Origin of the sequence: Snodgrassella sp. ESL0253, assembly GCF_013344965.1 — a bacterium.
Lineage (GTDB): Bacteria > Pseudomonadota > Gammaproteobacteria > Burkholderiales > Neisseriaceae > Snodgrassella > Snodgrassella alvi_B.
In genome coordinates, this window is record NZ_JAAEDQ010000003.1 from 133,119 (window position 1) to 151,154 (window position 18,036).

The 18,036-nt window shown below is 47.0% G+C and carries 12 protein-coding genes and 1 pseudogene; 4 read left to right on the plus strand and 9 right to left on the minus strand.

What is annotated here, in order from left to right:
* Positions 1–415: 415 nt before the first annotated feature.
* Complete coding sequence (locus tag GYX26_RS03725; RefSeq protein WP_174828166.1) at positions 416–745, minus strand: zinc ABC transporter substrate-binding protein; 330 nt, start codon at positions 743–745, stop codon at positions 416–418.
* Between the two features lie 728 nt (positions 746–1,473).
* A complete protein-coding gene (locus GYX26_RS03730) occupies positions 1,474–2,841 on the minus strand; it encodes a hypothetical protein (protein WP_174828167.1) in 1,368 nt (455 codons plus the stop codon).
* A 395-nt stretch (positions 2,842–3,236) separates the two neighbouring features.
* On the opposite strand from GYX26_RS03730, the gene GYX26_RS03735 reads away from it, so the two are divergent.
* Positions 3,237–4,241 (plus strand): MBL fold metallo-hydrolase, encoded by a 1,005-nt coding sequence (locus GYX26_RS03735; RefSeq protein ID WP_174828168.1) that lies wholly within the window; start codon positions 3,237–3,239, stop codon positions 4,239–4,241.
* A gap of 280 nt (positions 4,242–4,521) precedes the next feature.
* Here the strand turns inward: GYX26_RS03735 and GYX26_RS03740 are convergent, their stop codons facing one another.
* The 5 genes from GYX26_RS03740 to earP form a co-directional block, all read right to left on the minus strand.
* Entirely contained in the window at positions 4,522–5,175 is a 654-nt protein-coding gene (locus tag GYX26_RS03740; RefSeq protein WP_174828257.1) for a TetR/AcrR family transcriptional regulator, read from the minus strand.
* Positions 5,176–5,244: 69 nt separating this feature from the next.
* A complete protein-coding gene (gene murB, locus GYX26_RS03745; protein ID WP_174828169.1) occupies positions 5,245–6,294 on the minus strand; it encodes a UDP-N-acetylmuramate dehydrogenase in 1,050 nt (349 codons plus the stop codon).
* Complete coding sequence (locus GYX26_RS03750; RefSeq protein WP_100114006.1) at positions 6,291–7,676, minus strand: MATE family efflux transporter; 1,386 nt, start codon at positions 7,674–7,676, stop codon at positions 6,291–6,293. The genes murB and GYX26_RS03750 overlap by 4 nt, the downstream gene beginning before the upstream one ends.
* Before the next feature lie 139 nt (positions 7,677–7,815).
* Entirely contained in the window at positions 7,816–8,376 is a 561-nt protein-coding gene (gene efp, locus GYX26_RS03755; protein ID WP_100090392.1) for an elongation factor P, read from the minus strand.
* 44 nt (positions 8,377–8,420) lie between these two features.
* Positions 8,421–9,620, minus strand: a complete 1,200-nt coding sequence (earP, locus tag GYX26_RS03760; protein ID WP_174828170.1) for an elongation factor P maturation arginine rhamnosyltransferase EarP — start codon at positions 9,618–9,620, stop codon at positions 8,421–8,423.
* Between the two features lie 420 nt (positions 9,621–10,040).
* Between earP and gyrA the strand changes: the two genes are divergently transcribed.
* A complete protein-coding gene (gene gyrA / locus GYX26_RS03765) occupies positions 10,041–12,644 on the plus strand; it encodes a DNA gyrase subunit A (RefSeq protein ID WP_174828172.1) in 2,604 nt (867 codons plus the stop codon).
* A gap of 153 nt (positions 12,645–12,797) precedes the next feature.
* Positions 12,798–12,995 carry a (2Fe-2S)-binding protein gene (locus GYX26_RS03770; protein ID WP_100090395.1) on the plus strand — a complete coding sequence of 66 codons (198 nt, stop codon included), beginning with the start codon at positions 12,798–12,800 and terminating at the stop codon, positions 12,993–12,995.
* A 324-nt stretch (positions 12,996–13,319) separates the two neighbouring features.
* Here GYX26_RS03770 and trpE read toward each other — a convergent pair whose 3' ends face one another.
* Together trpE and recA are read right to left on the minus strand one after the other, a co-directional pair.
* Positions 13,320–14,795: an anthranilate synthase component I gene (gene trpE, locus GYX26_RS03775; protein ID WP_174828174.1), complete on the minus strand. Its 1,476-nt coding sequence runs from the start codon at positions 14,793–14,795 to the stop codon at positions 13,320–13,322.
* 344 nt (positions 14,796–15,139) lie between these two features.
* Positions 15,140–16,189 (minus strand): recombinase RecA, encoded by a 1,050-nt coding sequence (gene recA / locus GYX26_RS03780; protein ID WP_100090189.1) that lies wholly within the window; start codon positions 16,187–16,189, stop codon positions 15,140–15,142.
* Between the two features lie 431 nt (positions 16,190–16,620).
* Between recA and GYX26_RS03785 the strand changes: the two are divergent.
* Positions 16,621–17,853 (plus strand): annotated as a pseudogene (locus tag GYX26_RS03785) (DEAD/DEAH box helicase); the annotation flags it as partial.
* Between the last annotated feature and the right edge of the window lie 183 nt (positions 17,854–18,036).

Sequence of the window (18,036 nt, forward strand, 5' to 3'; positions counted from 1 at the left end):
GGATTCTATACCGTTTCATTTTATTAGAATTCAATAACGGCTTATCACTTGACAGGGGGGATGGAACAAATAAAGTACAGTATAGTTTTATAATCTTGTAAGATCCTAAATTGAATAACTAATCATTGAATGTCATCTGCGATTATTTGCTGGAAAGTACGCAAGATGAATCGGTTAAAGTGAGATTTCAAGATCGGGCATGTTAAATATAGAATTTGGTGACAGAGTTAACTGTCACCTTTAACTGAAAATACACAAAATTTAGGATAGGGTCGCCAACAAGTTAAGTCCATGCTAAAGAAGCATCATCATTAACCCAAACAGCTTCTGCTGGACAAGTGTCATCAAAAAACCAATAATCATCCATCAATTTTTGTTTATCAAACATTATCTGCCACCAGCAAGAAATAGATTCTTATTTAGGTCCACTCCATATTAATTTATTTCTTAGCTGATAAGGAACCAATTCAAATAATTTCTTTATTCTTTCTATATGCCCTCGATAATTTGGGGATATGTCTTCATTACAATTATCATAATAAAACTTAGCTTGATGATTTAAAAACCATATATCATGTTCTTCAAAATCTTTTTCTAAAATACTAATCATAATATTATGAACTAATTCAGCTTCATAAAAACATGATATATCTTTCGCCTTTCTAAATGCATTTTGAGACTGAACATTTCTAATATACGATAATGCAAATCCTAACATTTCTTTATATATGTCACATTTATTCATATTAATTTTTCCTTTTTGGCAATGGTCTCATATCTGCTGGAGGTTTATCTGTTGGCACCCATCTCCCATTATTTATTAATTTTTTAATATAAGAGGCATCTCCTGTTATCTTATAGATTTTCATTGCTGCTACCATCCTATGATGACCAGCTCCAACATAATAGTTACCTTTATTATCTATATAACCACAAATACAAACAACAAATTAAGCAAGAAAATAGCCATCATCTAAATTTTGCCAAGCAAGCTGACAACAGCCACAGACAGGTGAACAGAAAAAATAGACAGATCAATTTTTCATTAATCAAATTAGCTGCTGGCCTTTAATACTTATTTAATATCACTAATTTAGTATTTCAGTATTGTCCGGTTTCAGTGTACGCTCTTTAACAGCTTCACCCCTAATGAACCCAGAAAAAACTACAGAGAAAATAATGACACAAATAATAAAACAATCATTTTTAATGACATTTAGAAAAAAAGTTAGCGCCCACAATGAGAATTGACCTGCTGGAAAAACTAGCGCACCAGAAATTCCTTGCACCCAGTTAGCGTATACTGACTTAAAAATTCTGTATAAAAAACGGTAACACCTGTCTTCAGCGGCTATCGCTATCAAAGTTATCACCAACCAAAACCCTGTCAGACTCAGACCTCAATACACACCATCATCTGCTAAGCTGTGTGGGCAAACATCCGGCAATTTAAAGGTGGCCGTTATCCCAGTGCTACAGATTGGCCAGCGCTCTGCTCATCTCATAAAAATCGCCCCGCATTTGAGACCACAGATTGTCACGCGCCTGATCAAACTGCTCTTCGCGGCCAAGCAGTTTACCTTCAGTAAAAGCCGTATACTTTCTGGGCACATGGCCGTCAAACCAATAATAAGTCTGCGATGAGGAACTTTTTGCACTGTAGTGGCGGTTTAAGTTATATAGCCCGCTGGAATGCACTTCAGCCTCCATCACCGCCTCATTAACCGTCTTCACACTATATTGTTTGAAATAAAAATCCTCATAAACGGCCTGATCAATCATATTACCATTGTCATCAGCCACCTGTTTCGTACCCACCCGCAGATTTTCATGCTTGTCACTGGTTTCAATATTCTCTTTATACTGCTGAAAATGGCCACGAGTCATACTCACATCAATCACCAGATTAGCCGCGCTGGCACTGTTTACAAAACTCACATAATTCTTTTGCAGCGCAGAGCGAATTTGGTCAGCCAGATAGCTATTGCCGCGGACAAATATCTGTACCTGTCCCTTACGTGCATAAACATCAGCCAGTTTAGTCGCATTTTTATATGAATTACCATAAGGACTGTATACCTCACTGGCCGCACTGAACAAACTGGCTGCCTCACGGTATTCACTCAAATGTTTTGCCTTGCGCACAATAGCCTGTGCCCGCTGATACTGGTTTTCTGCCTCAATAGTGCGCCATTTTTTTTCATAGATATCAGCTAGCTTAGCACTATCCTTATAATTACCTAAAGGCAGATAAACATCATGCGCCTTACGGAAATTTACTGCTGCCTGCTTATAATTACGCTCTCTCACATCTGCCTGCGCCTCAGCATAAAATTCCTGTGCAGCAGTTTTATAATACAGCTTCTGATTATCCTCAGCGCGCTTATAGATATCTTTATAATTAAAATATTCATAGCCCTGACGATATAGCTTGGCCTTGCGCAGATAGTCACTACTATTAGTCGCCACAATGGCACTGGCCTGCTGATAAAACTGTATTGCCAGAGATTCCTTCAGCCCGTCCACCGTATACAGGCCTAAATATTGCTCAATAAAAGCACTGTAGCTTTTTTCTTCCAGCTCAGTTTTCAGCGCCAGCAACAACTGATAGTTCTTAATCCGTGTATCATAATCCACCGCCGCAGCCTGCTGAATATTTTTCTGTGCCATCTGGGTCAGGCTGCCGACTGTAGCCTGCAAATACAGAATATCCTTGTCTTTCCAGGGTTTATTCTGCTGTTTCAGCTTCTGGCTTTTCGCATTGAAATTGGTGGCCAGAATTTTCACGCCGCCGATATAATCGCCGGTTTTAAACTTGTCTTCCGGCTTAACCGGCAACACACAACTTGCCAAAAACAAACATAAAAATACCAGTAAAAGTTTCCTCATTTATATATCCCCTCAGCTATAAAAACAGGCATCTGGCAAAGAATAAACTGCATATTAACATTGACTAAAAAAACCGACAATCAATACAGCTATTAGCCTCACTTCATTTTGCACCGATATAATTTCCCTATCCTAACACAGGAACAAGTCATCTGATGCGGCCAAAATCCCGACACCAGAATCTCCGCTACTGAACAGCAAAAGCCCTGTACGCATTCTAGTGAGATGAAATTAAGCTAAAATACAGACATCAGTGTAGCAAACAGGCTGAAGACCTCCTCAACAATCCACAGCCTGCGATAACAATCCATCGCATCCATAGCTGTATCAGTTAAAGACAACAGATAATGCTATTTAAAACAAAAAATCCATATTACAATCCGGCGAAAACCCACCATACACCCTATGGCTTCCGCAATCTGGAACCCACGGTCATCAAACAACTTGAAGTCTGGCGCTGGAGCTGGGAAAGGCGTGTTCAACACCTGCCCAAACCACCGCAACAGGGCTATGAGTGCTTCGCTCACCACTGGCATCAGACACCAGACTTTACCCTCAGCGGCAACCGCCTGTGGTGGATTAGTCATGCCACATTGCTACTGCGTTTGCAGCAATGCACGATTATCACCGACCCAGTATTCTCCCAGCGGGTATCTCCAGTGACATTTGCCGGCCCGAAACGCCGCACCCAGCCGGCAGCCAGCATTGCCCAGCTTCCACCCATTGATGTTATTGTCTTATCACACAACCATTACGACCATCTGGACAAAGACAGTATCCGCCAGTTGGCTGCCCGTTTTCCGGCCATTACAGCCGTTGTGCCGCTAGGCCTGAAAAACACATTGCAAAAACTGGGCGTTAACAACGTAATTGAACTGGACTGGTGGGAGCAAGTAAGCATTAAAGATATTCAGTTCCATGCCGTACCGGCACATCACTGGAGCCAGCGCGGCATCTTCGATCGCAACCGTAGCCTGTGGTGTGGCTGGATAATGCAAATGCCTCAGGGCAGCAGTACTTATTTCAGTGGTGACACTGGTTTCAGCGAAATAATGTTCCGGCAGATAGCTGAACATTTTGCCCCCATAGATATGGCTGCCATCCAGATAGGTGCCTATGCGCCGCGCTGGTTTATGCACAATCAGCACATCGACCCACAACAGGCAGTAACTATTTTTAAAATATTGCAATGTCGTCAGGCCGTTGGTATCCACTGGGGCGCTTTTGAGCTGGCCGATGAACCACTGGATGAGCCACCACAACTGCTGGCCGCAGCCTGTGTACAGCAGCAACTGGCTGCCTGCCGCTTTGAAAGTATCAAAATGGGAGCCAGCCGCCTCATTCCTGCCTGATCTGACAGGAAACTTTGGCAGCGGAATATGATTTTCAACAGAACTGGCCGGATAGCGAAATCATTCGTACCCAGCATATAGACCTTGCTGAAAGCAAGTATTTCATTTTACTGATAAAACCACAGTAAGAGAAACGCTGAATCGAAAAGTTATCAGCGCGTATTGACCGAATAGACAGGCAAAAGCTAACTGGTCAGACAGATTGCACCCTGATATAAAAATCCCGAATTAAACAACTAAAACCAATCCCATTCAGCCTGAATAAAACTGGCTTTAACCTTCACACCTGATTACGTAAATCAGCCATCATACGATTAAATTCTTCACGAAAAGCAGGAGCAACATAGGGGCGCAACAACGTGAGCGTCTGGTATGTACCGCGAAATTTCGAGGCTTCAGTCAGCTTGCGTTCATACAGAGCATTATCATAGTCACACCAGTATTTGGTAATCAGCCAGATATTAACCGCCAACTCCTTGCGAGCAATTTCATCTGTCTGAATAAACCCGATATCAGTCAACTGCTGCAACAGCTTTTGCAGCAATGGCGACACCTGTATCCGCGTGAAATTATTGTGTTCACCCAGCAGCTCGGCACTGCGCGATAACATCGCATTTAAATCACTAAACAGAAAACGGTATTTCCACATCACATCGTAGACACCAAACATATAATTCTTGATGGCATCCGTGTCCTGTGGCATTTTGGCCTGTTGCAGATAGCACAACAGTTCCTCACTGTAGCGCTTGAACAACTGCATAATAATTTCATCTTTATTACGAAAGTGATAATACAGATTGCCCGGACTGATACCCAGATAAGAAGCAATATGATTGGTACTGGTATTACGCTCACCCTCTTCATTAAACAACTTCAGACTGGCATCAATAATACGATTATAAGTATTGGGGCGTGATTCTTTCACCATATTAATTTCTTTCAGATTATGCAGTGTCTTACCGCGCAAATCATACAGATAACATTTTCAGCAACTTGCCATACATCAACTGGCCACCAGCGGCAGTGCTCGTGGCAGCCACACCGGTTCCGGCTCCAGGTGCACCTGAAAACGCTGTGCCACACATTCCTGAACATATTGAGCCAGCGCAACCACATCAGCGGCACTGGCCTGATTTTTATTCACGAGCACCAGCGCCTGCCGCTCATGCACCGCAGCACCGCCAAGCTGATACCCCTTCAGACCACACTGGTCAATCAGCCAGCCAGCAGCCAGCTTCACCTGTCCGTCAGGCTGCGGATAATGCGGTAAAGCGGGATACTGGCTTAACAGTGTGGTCGCCAGCGCAGCCGGCACAACAGGATTTTTAAAGAAACTGCCGGCACTGCCCAGCACACGCGGATCAGGCAGCTTCTGCTGACGGATACGGCATACTGCCTGTGCTACCATAGTGGCCGTTAGCGTCTGTCCCTGAGCCAGTTCTGCCACCACCTGCGCCAGATCACCATAATGCAACTGCGGCGTAAAACTGCGCGACAGAGCAAACCGCACCGCCACAATCACATAACGTCCCTGTTCACCGTGTTTGAAAATACTGTCACGATAAGCAAAACAGCACTCAGCGCAGCTTAGCCAGCGCAGTTGCTGCGCTTCAAGGTCAAAACACTGCACCGCCTCAATACAGGATCGTACTTCAACGCCATAAGCACCAATATTCTGTACTGGTGCAGCTCCCACCGTACCGGGAATCAGGCTGAGATTTTCCAGCCCGCACCAGCCCTGTGCCAGCGTATACTGCACAAATTCGTGCCAGTTTTCACCCGCAGCAGCTTCCACTACCACCCGCTCACCATCATCCGCCACCAGCCGGATACCACGATTGGCCATGCGTACCACCAGCGCCGGATAATCCTCACAAAACAGGATATTACTCCCGCCGCCCAGCCACAGCACACTTTGCCGGTGAAATTGTGGCAACGCCATAATGTCCGGCAACTGAGCACTATCATCCAGCGTTACCAGCCAGCGTGCGCGCACCGGCAGAGCAAAAGTATTTAATGGCTGTAAATCTGCATGTTCAACCACATCAATCATGATTCTCTTTCCGCATGCGCCAGCGCAATTTTTTCACTTTGCCGGTGCAGATACCACACCAGCGCCACAGCCGCACCCGTTAATGCCAGTACCAGCGCCAGCCAGAAACCATACAGCGCCATACCAAAATACAAACCAAATAAACAGCCAAAGCCCAGTCCCAGCCCCCAGAAACTGAATGCGTGAATCACCATCGGAATCTTGGTCAGCTTGTAGCCACGCAAAGCATACGAAGCAATCGTTTGTGTGGCATCCGATAGCTGGAAAACCGCCGCAAAAATCAGCAGCGTTCCACCCAGCAGAATCACTTCCTGATCAGCAGTATACAGACCCACCCAGAAATGCCGGAACAACAACAGCATCACCCCGGTGAAACAGGCACCCAAAAGCCCCATGCTCAGCCCCACACCCGAAACAAAGCGTGCACGCTGCCATTTACGCGCACCTACAGCCTGCCCGACACATACCGCCAGCGCAATACCCACACTTTGCGGCAACATATAAATCAGAGAAGTAATACTGATTACCACCTGTTGCGCAGCTACCTGAGTTACCCCAAAGCGCGCAATCAGTAGGCTAATAAAGGTAAACAGGCTCACTTCAAGGAAAAACGACATCCCAATCGGAATACCCAGCCGCAACAGAGAACCCTGCAAACGCCAGTGTGGCCAGTCAAAGCGCGCAAACAGCGCAAACGGTGCAAAAAAGCGTTGGCGCACCACATAGATACCCAACACAATCGCATTAAACCAGAAACAGATAGCCGAAGCCAGACCACAGCCCGCCCCGCCCAGCTCCGGCATACCATACTTGCCATAAACAAAAACATAATTCAGCGGAATATTCAGCAACAGCGCAATCAGGCTCACCACCATAATCGGTTTCGGGCGGTTTAAAGACGAAGCAAAGGCATAAAAAGCCCGATGAATCATCGCTGCCGGCATACCCAGCGCAATAAAGAACACAAACTGGCCAAACACACCATTTACATACGTGCCCATATTCAGCCAGCGCTGCATCGGCGCAATCAGCGCCCACAACAGCAGCATACCCAGCACCCCCAGAAACAGCCCGAACCACAGCCCCTGCCGCCCCTGCTCACCAATTTCCGTGGTTTTTCCGGCGCCATACAACTGCGCCAGTATCGGCTGCAACGCCGTCATCACCCCCAGAAAAGTAATATACAGAGTAATAAATACATTCGACCCCAAAGCCACCCCGGCCAGATCATTGGCACTGGCATGACCGGCCATCACCGTATCCACCACACCTACACCCACCTGCGCTGCCTGTGCGACAAGAATCGGCAACGCCAGCCGCAATAACCTGCGGCATTCAGCCAGCAGCTCACCGCGGCCATGCTGATTCAATTCAAACAACATGTTTCACCTACAAACTTAAACAATACAAACAATAAAAGACGGCAAGCCGTCATAAACATCAGGCAGCGTGATGCCGCGTAAATCACAACAAAACAGGCTGCCTGAAATTCTTCAGACAGCCTGTCAGCAAGAAAATCAGTTAAGCGCGTTTGCGGAACTCAAAAGTACGTGAATCAATTTCCACCTTATCGCCATTTTCAACATAAGCAGCCACCTGAATCTCGGCACCACCTACCAGACGGGCATTCTTCATCACTTTACCAGAGGTATCACCTTTTACCGCCGGCTCAGTGTATTCCACTTCACGAACGATAATGGTAGGCAATTCCACAGAAATAGCGCGACCATCATAGAAAGTCACTTCACATTTTTCTTCCATGCCATCCACAATAAACTTGATGGCATCACCAATGTTTTCAGCTTCCACTTCATACTGATTGAATTCATCATCCATGAAAACATACATCGGGTCAGCAAAATAGCTGTAAGTACACTGTTTGCGATCAAGTACTACCACATCAAACTTCTCATCGGCTTTATATACCGTTTCCGTAGCAGCACCAGTCAGCAGATTTTTCAGTTTCATTTTCACCACGGCAGCATTACGACCGGATTTATTGTATTCGGACTTCTGCACCACCATTGGATCATTGCCCACCATAAACACATTACCCGGGCGCAATTCTTGTGCGGTTTTCATCTTTAATCTAACTTCCAAAAATGTTCAGCAAATAGATAAGTACATTATTTTAGCGGAAGATGGCAGAATCTGGCTAGTTTTTCCAGCGCACCATCCTGCGCATGCAGCATTTCAGACCACGCTGCGGCCGCTTTTACCCAATTTTGCCAGTCCGCACACAAATCCTGCCACGCCGCTACACGCCTTAACCCGTCCAGACTGCCTGCCCCATTCAAATCATCCGACAACACCATAAAAGCCGCCCGCAATCCTGCTGGCCAACCTGCCGTAGCCTTGTTCCAGAATGCATGCAGCTTGTGCAGATGAGCATCATCATCCTGCCGGTAAATATGCCAGAAAAACGGCAACCCAGCCCATAAGGCACGCACAAAACTGTCCTCACCGCGCACAATCGCCGCATCAGCCAGCCACAGCAAGCGGTCAAAGGCCGCCTGCGGCACAAACGGAATGCGCACCAGCGTCAGCTTACCCACTACCCAGACATCGCCGTCCTGTTGCAGAGCATCTGGGGGGATTACCTGTTGAGCGCGCAAACTGTCTATCACCTGCCCCCCGGCCAGCCACAGCGTTATCGGCGTATCTGCCTGCTGCCACATTGCCATCCATTGCGGCCAGCATACCGAAGCATAGGCAAACACCAGCCACAACTGGCCGCTATGCTGCAACGGCAAACCATACTGCTGCCTGAATGCCTGCTGTAGCAACGGCTGTTGCAAGAATTCAGCCCGCTCAGCCACATAATCAGCTTCACGCAACAAGCCACCACTGGCCGCATCAATACCCATAAACCAAAAATACTTTTCCAGCCCATTGGCCTGCAACGATGGCATAGCATGTAAATCCACCGCCCAGTCTTCTGCCGTCAGATATTCCCAGTTCAGCCATAATGGCCGGCATTCAGTCATGCGTGCCAGCACCGCTGGCGGCAAATCACAGCCAAATGTCTCAATCACCAGCACCGGATCGGCAGCATCAGCCAGTTGCCGTTGCACCACAGCCTCATCCTGCCACACTTCCACCATAATCTGCGCCTGATAGCCGGCACGTTCCGGTACCAGCCTGTCCAGTGCGTCCACATCATCAATCCACAAGCGTACCCGCAAGCACAAATAATCTGCCAGCAGGCAGCTTAAGCGCCAGCCCACTCCCACATCACCAAAATTATCAATGACCCGCACAAATACCCATGCCTCAGTGGCCAGACCATCCGGCGATGCACACACAGGCAGATTCAGAGAATGCATAAAAATTTCCTTACCAGCAGCATAACTTAACCCATCACCACCACTACCCGTCATTCTGTCAAGAGCAAAACAGACTTGACAGAATGATTTTATCCACATGAATTAAATTTACAGCACCAAAGCGTGTAAAAAGATGAAACAGAGTTACTCCAGTCTTATATATTTTTAAATATATGTTTTTAAAAGATTTAATTTTCAGGCTTATTTTTTAGGCAAGCACATACAAAGCTTGATTTTCAGGCAATTATCCAAGCACAACTTTCATTTTCCACAGATTTATCCACAAATATTGTGGGCATATCTTTAACCCCTTTAACAACAAGGTTTTTTACACCAAATCGTCCTCACAATGAAAAATAATCAGAAACCAATGACTGCTATGGTAAAATAAACAATGCTCTCCAAAGTAGTAAAGCCATTATGTCTGATGCACTTTTTGCCAAAGAAACCATAACAGTATCTCTTGAAGAAGAAATGCGCCGCTCCTACCTCGATTACGCCATGAGCGTTATCGTAGGACGCGCCCTTCCCGATGTGCGTGATGGCCTGAAACCAGTTCATCGCCGTGTACTGTACGCCATGCACGAGCTGAACAACGACTGGAATCGTGCCTACAAAAAATCAGCACGTATTGTCGGCGATGTTATCGGTAAATACCACCCGCACGGCGACACCGCCGTTTACGACACCATCGTACGTATGGCACAGGATTTCTCCATGCGCTACATGCTGGTAGACGGACAGGGTAATTTTGGTTCCGTTGACGGCGACAGCGCCGCAGCCATGCGTTACACCGAAATCCGCATGGCAAAAATTGCGCACGAATTACTGGCCGATATCGATCAGGAAACCGTCGACTTCATTCCCAACTACGACGGCAACGAAAGCGAACCAGCTGTACTGCCCACACGGATTCCGGCACTGCTGGTTAACGGCTCTTCCGGTATCGCCGTCGGCATGGCTACCAATATACCGCCGCACAACATCAACGAAGTGCTTGGCGGCGCCAAAGCCCTGCTGGCCGACGAAAATCTCAGCATTGACGAACTTATCGACCTGATTCCGGCACCGGATTTTCCTACCGGCGGCATCATTTATGGCCTCTCCGGCGTGCGCGAAGGCTACCGCACCGGCCGCGGCCGCGTCGTCATGCGTGGCAAAACCCACATCGAACCAATCGGCAAACACGACGATCGCGAGGCCATCATCATTGATGAAATCCCGTATCAGGTAAACAAAGCCAGACTGGTCGAAAAAATTGGTGAGCTCGTACACAGCAAAGTTATCGAAGGTATTTCCGACCTGCGCGACGAATCAGACAAATCCGGCATGCGTGTAGTTATCGAACTCAAACGCAACGAAAATGCTGAAGTTGTACTCAACCAGCTCTATAAACTAACGCAGCTGCAAGACAGCTTCGGTATCAACATGGTGGCACTGGTAGACGGCCAGCCGCGCCTGCTCAACCTGAAACAGATACTGAATGAATTTTTACGTCATCGCCGCGAAGTCGTTACTCGGCGCACCATGTTTGCCCTGCGCAAAGCACGCGAACGTGGCCACGTACTTGAAGGTTTGGCCGTAGCCCTGTCCAACCTTGACGAAATCATCACCCTCATTAAAGCTTCCGCAACACCGCCAGAAGCCAAAGCCGCCTTAACCTCACGTCCGTGGCGCTCAGGTCTGGTTGCCCAGATGCTTGCCCGCAGCGACATCGACGCCCAACTGGTTAAGCCACAGGATTTACCCGAAAATACCGGGCTGCTTGGCAACGACTATTTCCTTTCCGACGCACAGGCACAGGCCATCCTCGACATGCGTCTGCAACGCCTTACCGGTTTGGAACAGGATAAAATCGTTGATGAATACAAAAGCGTCCTCGATATCATTCTCGACCTGCTCGACATTCTGGCCAATCCAGTGCGCATCAACCAGATTATCCATGACGAACTGACTGCCATTCAGCAACAGTTTGGTGACGAACGCCGCAGCGAAATTAATGCCTTCGGTGGCGATATTGCCGACGAAGACCTGATCCCGCAGCGCGACATGGTTGTTACCCTCACGCATGGCGGCTACATCAAAACCCAGCAGGTAGACGACTATCAGGCACAACGGCGTGGCGGCCGTGGCAAACAGGCCACCGCCACCAAAGACGAAGACTTCATCGAAACCCTGTTTATCGCCAACACCCACGACTACCTGCTGTGCTTCACCAGCTTGGGCAAATGTCACTGGATAAAAGTCTACAAGCTGCCCGAAGGTGGCCGCAACAGCCGTGGCCGGCCGGTTAACAACCTGATTCAGCTCGAAGATGGTGAAAAAATCAACACCATCCTGCCAGTACGCGAATTCAGCGAAAACGAATACGTCTTCATGTGTACCGAACAGGGCATCGTCAAAAAAACCTCCCTGATCGACTTCTCCCGCCCACGTACTGCCGGCATCATCGCCCTCGGACTGGACGAAGGCGACCACCTGATTGGCGCCGTAAAAACTGCCGGCAAACACGACATCATGCTGTTTTCCAATGGCGGTAAAGCCGTACGCTTCAGCGAAGACAACGTCCGTGCAATGGGACGCAGCGCCCGTGGCGTACGCGGCATGAAACTGGCTGAAAACAATCAGGTCATCAGCCTGCTGGCATACGATACCGAAGAAGACGGCAACAAACTGGTGCTTACCGCCACCGCCAACGGCTTTGGCAAACGCACCGTCGTTGACGACTACCGCCGTTCCGGCCGTGGTACTCAGGGCGTTATCGCCATCGATACCGGTGAACGCAATGGCGACCTCGTGGCTGCCACCCTCGTGGCCGACAGTGACGACCTTATGCTGATTACCAGCGGTGGCGTACTGATTCGCACCAAAGTCGACCAAATACGCGCCACCGGCCGCGCCGCTGCCGGCGTAAAACTCATCAATCTAGATGAAGGCGAAAAACTGGTTAGTCTGGAACGAATTGCCGAACCAGAAGAAAACAGCAACACCGAAGTAGATGTACTGGATACCCCGGAAGATTAAATCCAGCAGCGAAATAAATAAAGCCGACTTTGCCAGTCGGCTTTATTCTTATCCAAGCAAATACATCTTTAGCCATACACCACTTGATAACAATAATGAAATCCATTATCATCTTCATTCGCAAAAACAAACCACATCCACAAAGGAAAAATCATGTACGTTTGTCTGTGCAATGCCATCACCGATCGCCAGATAAAAGAAACCGTGGCCGCCGGCGCTTCCAGCCTCACCGACCTGCAGGCGCAGCTTGGCGTAGCCACCTGTTGCGGCTGCTGTGCCGATTTAGCCAGTTCATACCTGTCATCTCGCCACGACAACCTAACCAGTTGCACCAAAGCCGATAACAAATAAACACCAGATAATCAGCCGTCACAAATATACAACCAAATATCAAAAATAAAAAATCGCAAATACTTCCTGTCACAGCGGCTTATTTAAAGCTCAAGCTGATGGATGAGCAGCAAAACCAATATGGGCATAACCATTCACCGTCCACGGTGCTGCTATTAATATTATTTTGGGATCAGAATCAGTATATTTCTGAATTATCCTAATCAACTGTTTATCAATACCCTGCCGCTGAAAGCTGATAACGGTCATCCACTGCAATATTGGCCAGATAAATTACATACACAAAATCCGGCATACAGCAGAGCCTATAAAAATTTATATATATTATTTATCCAGACCTTGTTGCACCATATGTGCTGCTCTGATAACGGCTCTGGCTTTATTCTGGGTTTCCTGCCACTCCAGCTCTTCATCAGAATCAAACACGATCCCACCACCACTTTGTACATATAGGGTGTTATTTCGGATAACACCGGTACGAATGGCAATACATAAATCCATATCACCGGAAAAACTTAGGTAGCCTACGGCTCCGCCATAGAGGCCACGCTTGTTTGGTTCGAGCTCCTCGATAATTTCTAAAGCCCGTACTTTTGGGGCACCTGAAAGCGTACCTGCCGGAAAGGTGGCTGCCAGTACGTCCAGATTAGACATGCCATCCTGTAATTCACCTTCTACATTGGACACCAGATGCATTACGTGGGAATAGCGTTCGATAATCATTTTATCGGTTACTTTTACCTGCCCTATTTTGCTCACACGCCCGACATCATTACGGCCGAGATCGATTAGCATTACGTGCTCGGCCACTTCTTTGGGGTCGTTAATCAGTTCTTGTGCCAATGCCTGATCTTGCTCAGGTGTCTGGCCACGTGGTCGGGTTCCGGCTATCGGACGCACGGTTACGCTGTTTTGTTCACGCCGCACTAGAATTTCTGGAGAGGAACCGACAACATGAAAATCATCGAAGTGATAATAGAATAAATAAGGAGATGGATTCAGGGTGCGCAAAGCGCGGTACAGGCTGAGTGGATTATCATGAAATGGCATGCTCAGGCGCTGGCTGGGTACAACTTGCATGCAGTCGCCATTAAGGATGTATTCACGTACTCGTCTAACATAGTCTTTGTACTGCTCTTCGCCGGTTTCAGCAATGGGCTCAGTTTGTTTGCTGCCAAGTGACAGCGGCAGTTGTACGCTCTGGCGCAGGGCTGTACGCAATTCATCCAGCCGTGCGCGTGCCTGCTGATAACCGTCTTTTTTACTGGTATCGGCATAAACAATCAGATAGATTTTTCCAGACAGATTATCGACCACAGCCAATTCTAATGAAAGCAGCAGAAAGATATCTGGCACGCCGATGGGATTAGGTTTGTCTGCCTGTTTCAGGCGGTGAGCAATCTGCTCAAAATGATAGATGGTTTCATAACCGAAATAGCCAACCAGTCCACCGGTAAACCGGGGTAAGTCTGGGATATCCGGGGTTTTGTATCTGGCCTGAAATGCGTTAATAAATGCTAGCGGATTGCCCTGATGTTTTTCAACCAGCTGCGCGTGCTGATAAACCTCAGTGGTTTTACCAGATATTTTTAAATAGGTATCACAGGGTAGGCCAATAAAGGAGTATCGTCCAAAACGCTCACCGTTGACTACAGACTCAAGCAGGTAGCTGAATGGTTTATTCGCCAGTTTCAGGTAAAGCGATAAGGGCGTGTCCATGTCTGCCAGTACTTCTTGTACTAAGGGGATATGGGTATAGCCGGCAGCAGTTTGCTGCTGGTATTCAGCTAGGGTAATCATGATTTTTACTTGGTCTGTGTATTTATACGCTGTTTTGGATATGGAAATCTCTGAATTGCTGTTTTTCTGATTTATATCATAGCTTAATTCTGGGTTAAAAGCATTTTTGACTGGATAGGACAACTTAATTTATGGCACTAGGCGATATGAATTGTAGTGCTTTAAATGGATATATTTTTATATTCCGAAATCCGATACTGGAGGGTGTTTTGTCGGTGAAATCTCAGGCCAGACAAAAAATTTATTTTTACTAGGATTATTTATGTGTAGTAGCTGGGTCAACTCACAGGTTGCTGTAGCTGGATAGTAAAAAGCTGCCTCTATCTGGGCAGCTTTTTACTAATTTACTCTTCAGCAGGCGCTTCGCCGTCAGTTTCATCCAGTTGCCCTTCGGTGTTCTGGGCGGTGATGCCAACTTTGTTGCGAATTTTAAGGTTAATTTCATTCGCAATTTCGGGATTATCTTTGAGCCATTGGCGCACATTGTCTTTACCCTGACCAATTTTGCTGCCATTGTAGCTATACCAAGCTCCGGCTTTTTCTACAATCCCCAGTTTCACGCCGATATCAATTAGTTCGCCTTCCCAGCTTATACCTTCGCCGTACAGGATATCAAATTCGGCCTGTTTGAACGGTGGGGCGACTTTGTTTTTGATAACCTTGACGCGGGTTTCGTTACCGAGAGCATCATCACCTTTTTTTATCTGACCAATCTTGCGGATGTCCAGACGTACGGATGAGTAGAATTTGAGGGCGTTACCACCGGTAGTGGTCTCGGGATTGCCAAACATCACGCCAATTTTCATGCGAATCTGGTTAATAAAGATAACCAGTGTATTGGTTTTTTTGATGTTGCCGGTCAGTTTGCGCAATGCCTGACTCATCAGACGCGCCTGTAAACCTACATGGCTGTCTCCCATTTCGCCTTCGATTTCAGCTTTGGGTACCAGTGCAGCCACTGAATCAACTACCAGCATATCTACCCCACCACTGCGTACCAGCATGTCGCAGATTTCCAGTGCCTGTTCGCCGGTATCAGGCTGGGACACCAGAAGTTCTTCGACTTTTACACCCAGCTTGCGTGCATAGATGGGGTCGAAGGCATTTTCGGCATCGATAAAGGCACATACGCCACCACCCTTCTGACATTGGGCAATAGCTTCCAGACATAAGGTGGTTTTACCGGAAGATTCCGGGCCATAAATTTCTACGATACGGCCACGGGGTAAACCACCTACGCCCAGAGCCAAGTCCAGCCCGAGTGAACCTGTAGAGATGACTTCAAGGTTTTCGTCGGTATGGCTACCATCCATTTTCATGATGGAACCTTTACCAAAACTTTTTTCTATCTGCGCCAGTGCCGCAGCCAGTGCTTTACTTTTTTCATCTGACATGATGCTGTGCTCGCTTGCTATGTAATTAACTTTAATAAATCAATTATCGCATAAGCCTATGGTCAGGTGTTTAGCAAAAGTTTAGTTATGCTATCTATTTGAATTTTACAATTTTGTTATCTGTTAGTGAGGAGGTAAATGCCCGTCTGTGGCTGGCTATGGATGACTGTAATTATTTCTTTCAGATGGCTATTTTACGAATTTTTATTTATTTTTAGATAGATAGTTGTCAGGTTTATAACAGGTTGATAAAGATGATACACTATTGGTTTACATAAGTGACTATATTGTTGCTATGACCATAACGTGATGGTTTGATATCTATTGTTATGGTGCTCTTCTTAAAAATGTTGACGCTTGAACAGTCATCAATTCTATCGAATTCGTAACAGTTGCATGTCATTGCGGGCAGCAACTGGAGGTTGTCTAATATGAATGCTTTTGCCAATCTGGGTTTATCTCAGGAAATCGTCTCTGCGCTGACAGATCAGGGTTATCAGGAACCGACACCGATTCAACATGCAGCTATTCCGAAAGCTTTGGCGGGTATGGATTTACTTGCTGCGGCGCAAACTGGTACAGGAAAAACTGCTGCCTTTATGTTGCCCAGTCTGGAAAGGCTGAAACGTTATGCTAACAGTAGTACTTCACCGGCCATGCATCCGGTGCGTATGCTGGTGTTGACGCCAACACGTGAGCTGGCTGACCAGATTGACCAGAATGTACAGGGTTATCTGAAAAATCTGTCTTTACGCCAGACGGTATTGTTCGGCGGTATGAATATGGAACTTCAGAAGCAGGATTTGCGTCAGGGCTGCGAGATTGTTATTGCTACGGTAGGACGTCTGCTTGACCATGTACAACAAAAGAATATCCAGCTGAATAAGGTGGAGATTGTGGTTCTGGATGAGGCCGACCGCATGTTGGATATGGGTTTTATTGATGATATCCGCAAAATCATGCAAATGCTGCCGCCACAACGTCAAACGCTGCTGTTTTCAGCAACTTTTGCGCCGGCAATCCAGAGATTGGCTCAGGATTTTATGCGTAATCCGGAAGAAATTCAGGTTACGGCACAAAATACGACTTCTGCCAATGTGGAACAACATATTATTGCTCTGGATAGCGGGCGCAAGCGTTCATTGTTACAGCGACTGATTAGCGACCTGAACATGAATCAGGTAATTGTGTTTTGTAATACCAAGCAAAGTGTCGATCAGGTTAACCGGGAATTAAACCGTCGTGGTATCAGTGCTCAGGCAATTCACGGTGATAAATCACAGCAAACCCGCCTGGAAACGCTGGCACAGTTTAAGGAAGGCAGTCTGCGTGTTCTGGTTGCTACTGATGTGGCTGCACGTGGTCTGGATATTGCCGAACTTCCATTTGTAATTAATTATGAACTGCCGCTGAATGCGGAAGATTATGTACATCGTATTGGTCGTACTGGCCGGGCTGGTGCTGAAGGTGTGGCCATTTCACTGATGGATGAGCAGGAGCAGAAAGTATTTAATGCCATTAAGGATTTAACTGGAAATGAATTGCTGATTGAGCGGATTGAGGGTTTTGAACCACACTGGTGGGAACAGACACCGGCAGAAAATAAAGCCTCACAGGCTTCATCAGTTAAGGTTGAGCGCGATGCACCGCGTCAGCGTGAACGTGCAGCCAAACCTAATCTGAATAACACCAATAAAGTACAGGACAATAAGGAAGTTGTGGTTCCCTGCCAGCAGATTCCGGGACGTGCGCGCCGTTTTAGCCGCCACAATCATCCGCAATGCGCCTTGCTGCAGCCAAATTATGGTGCACGTAAAACTAAAATCCGTATTTAGTTTGAATATATA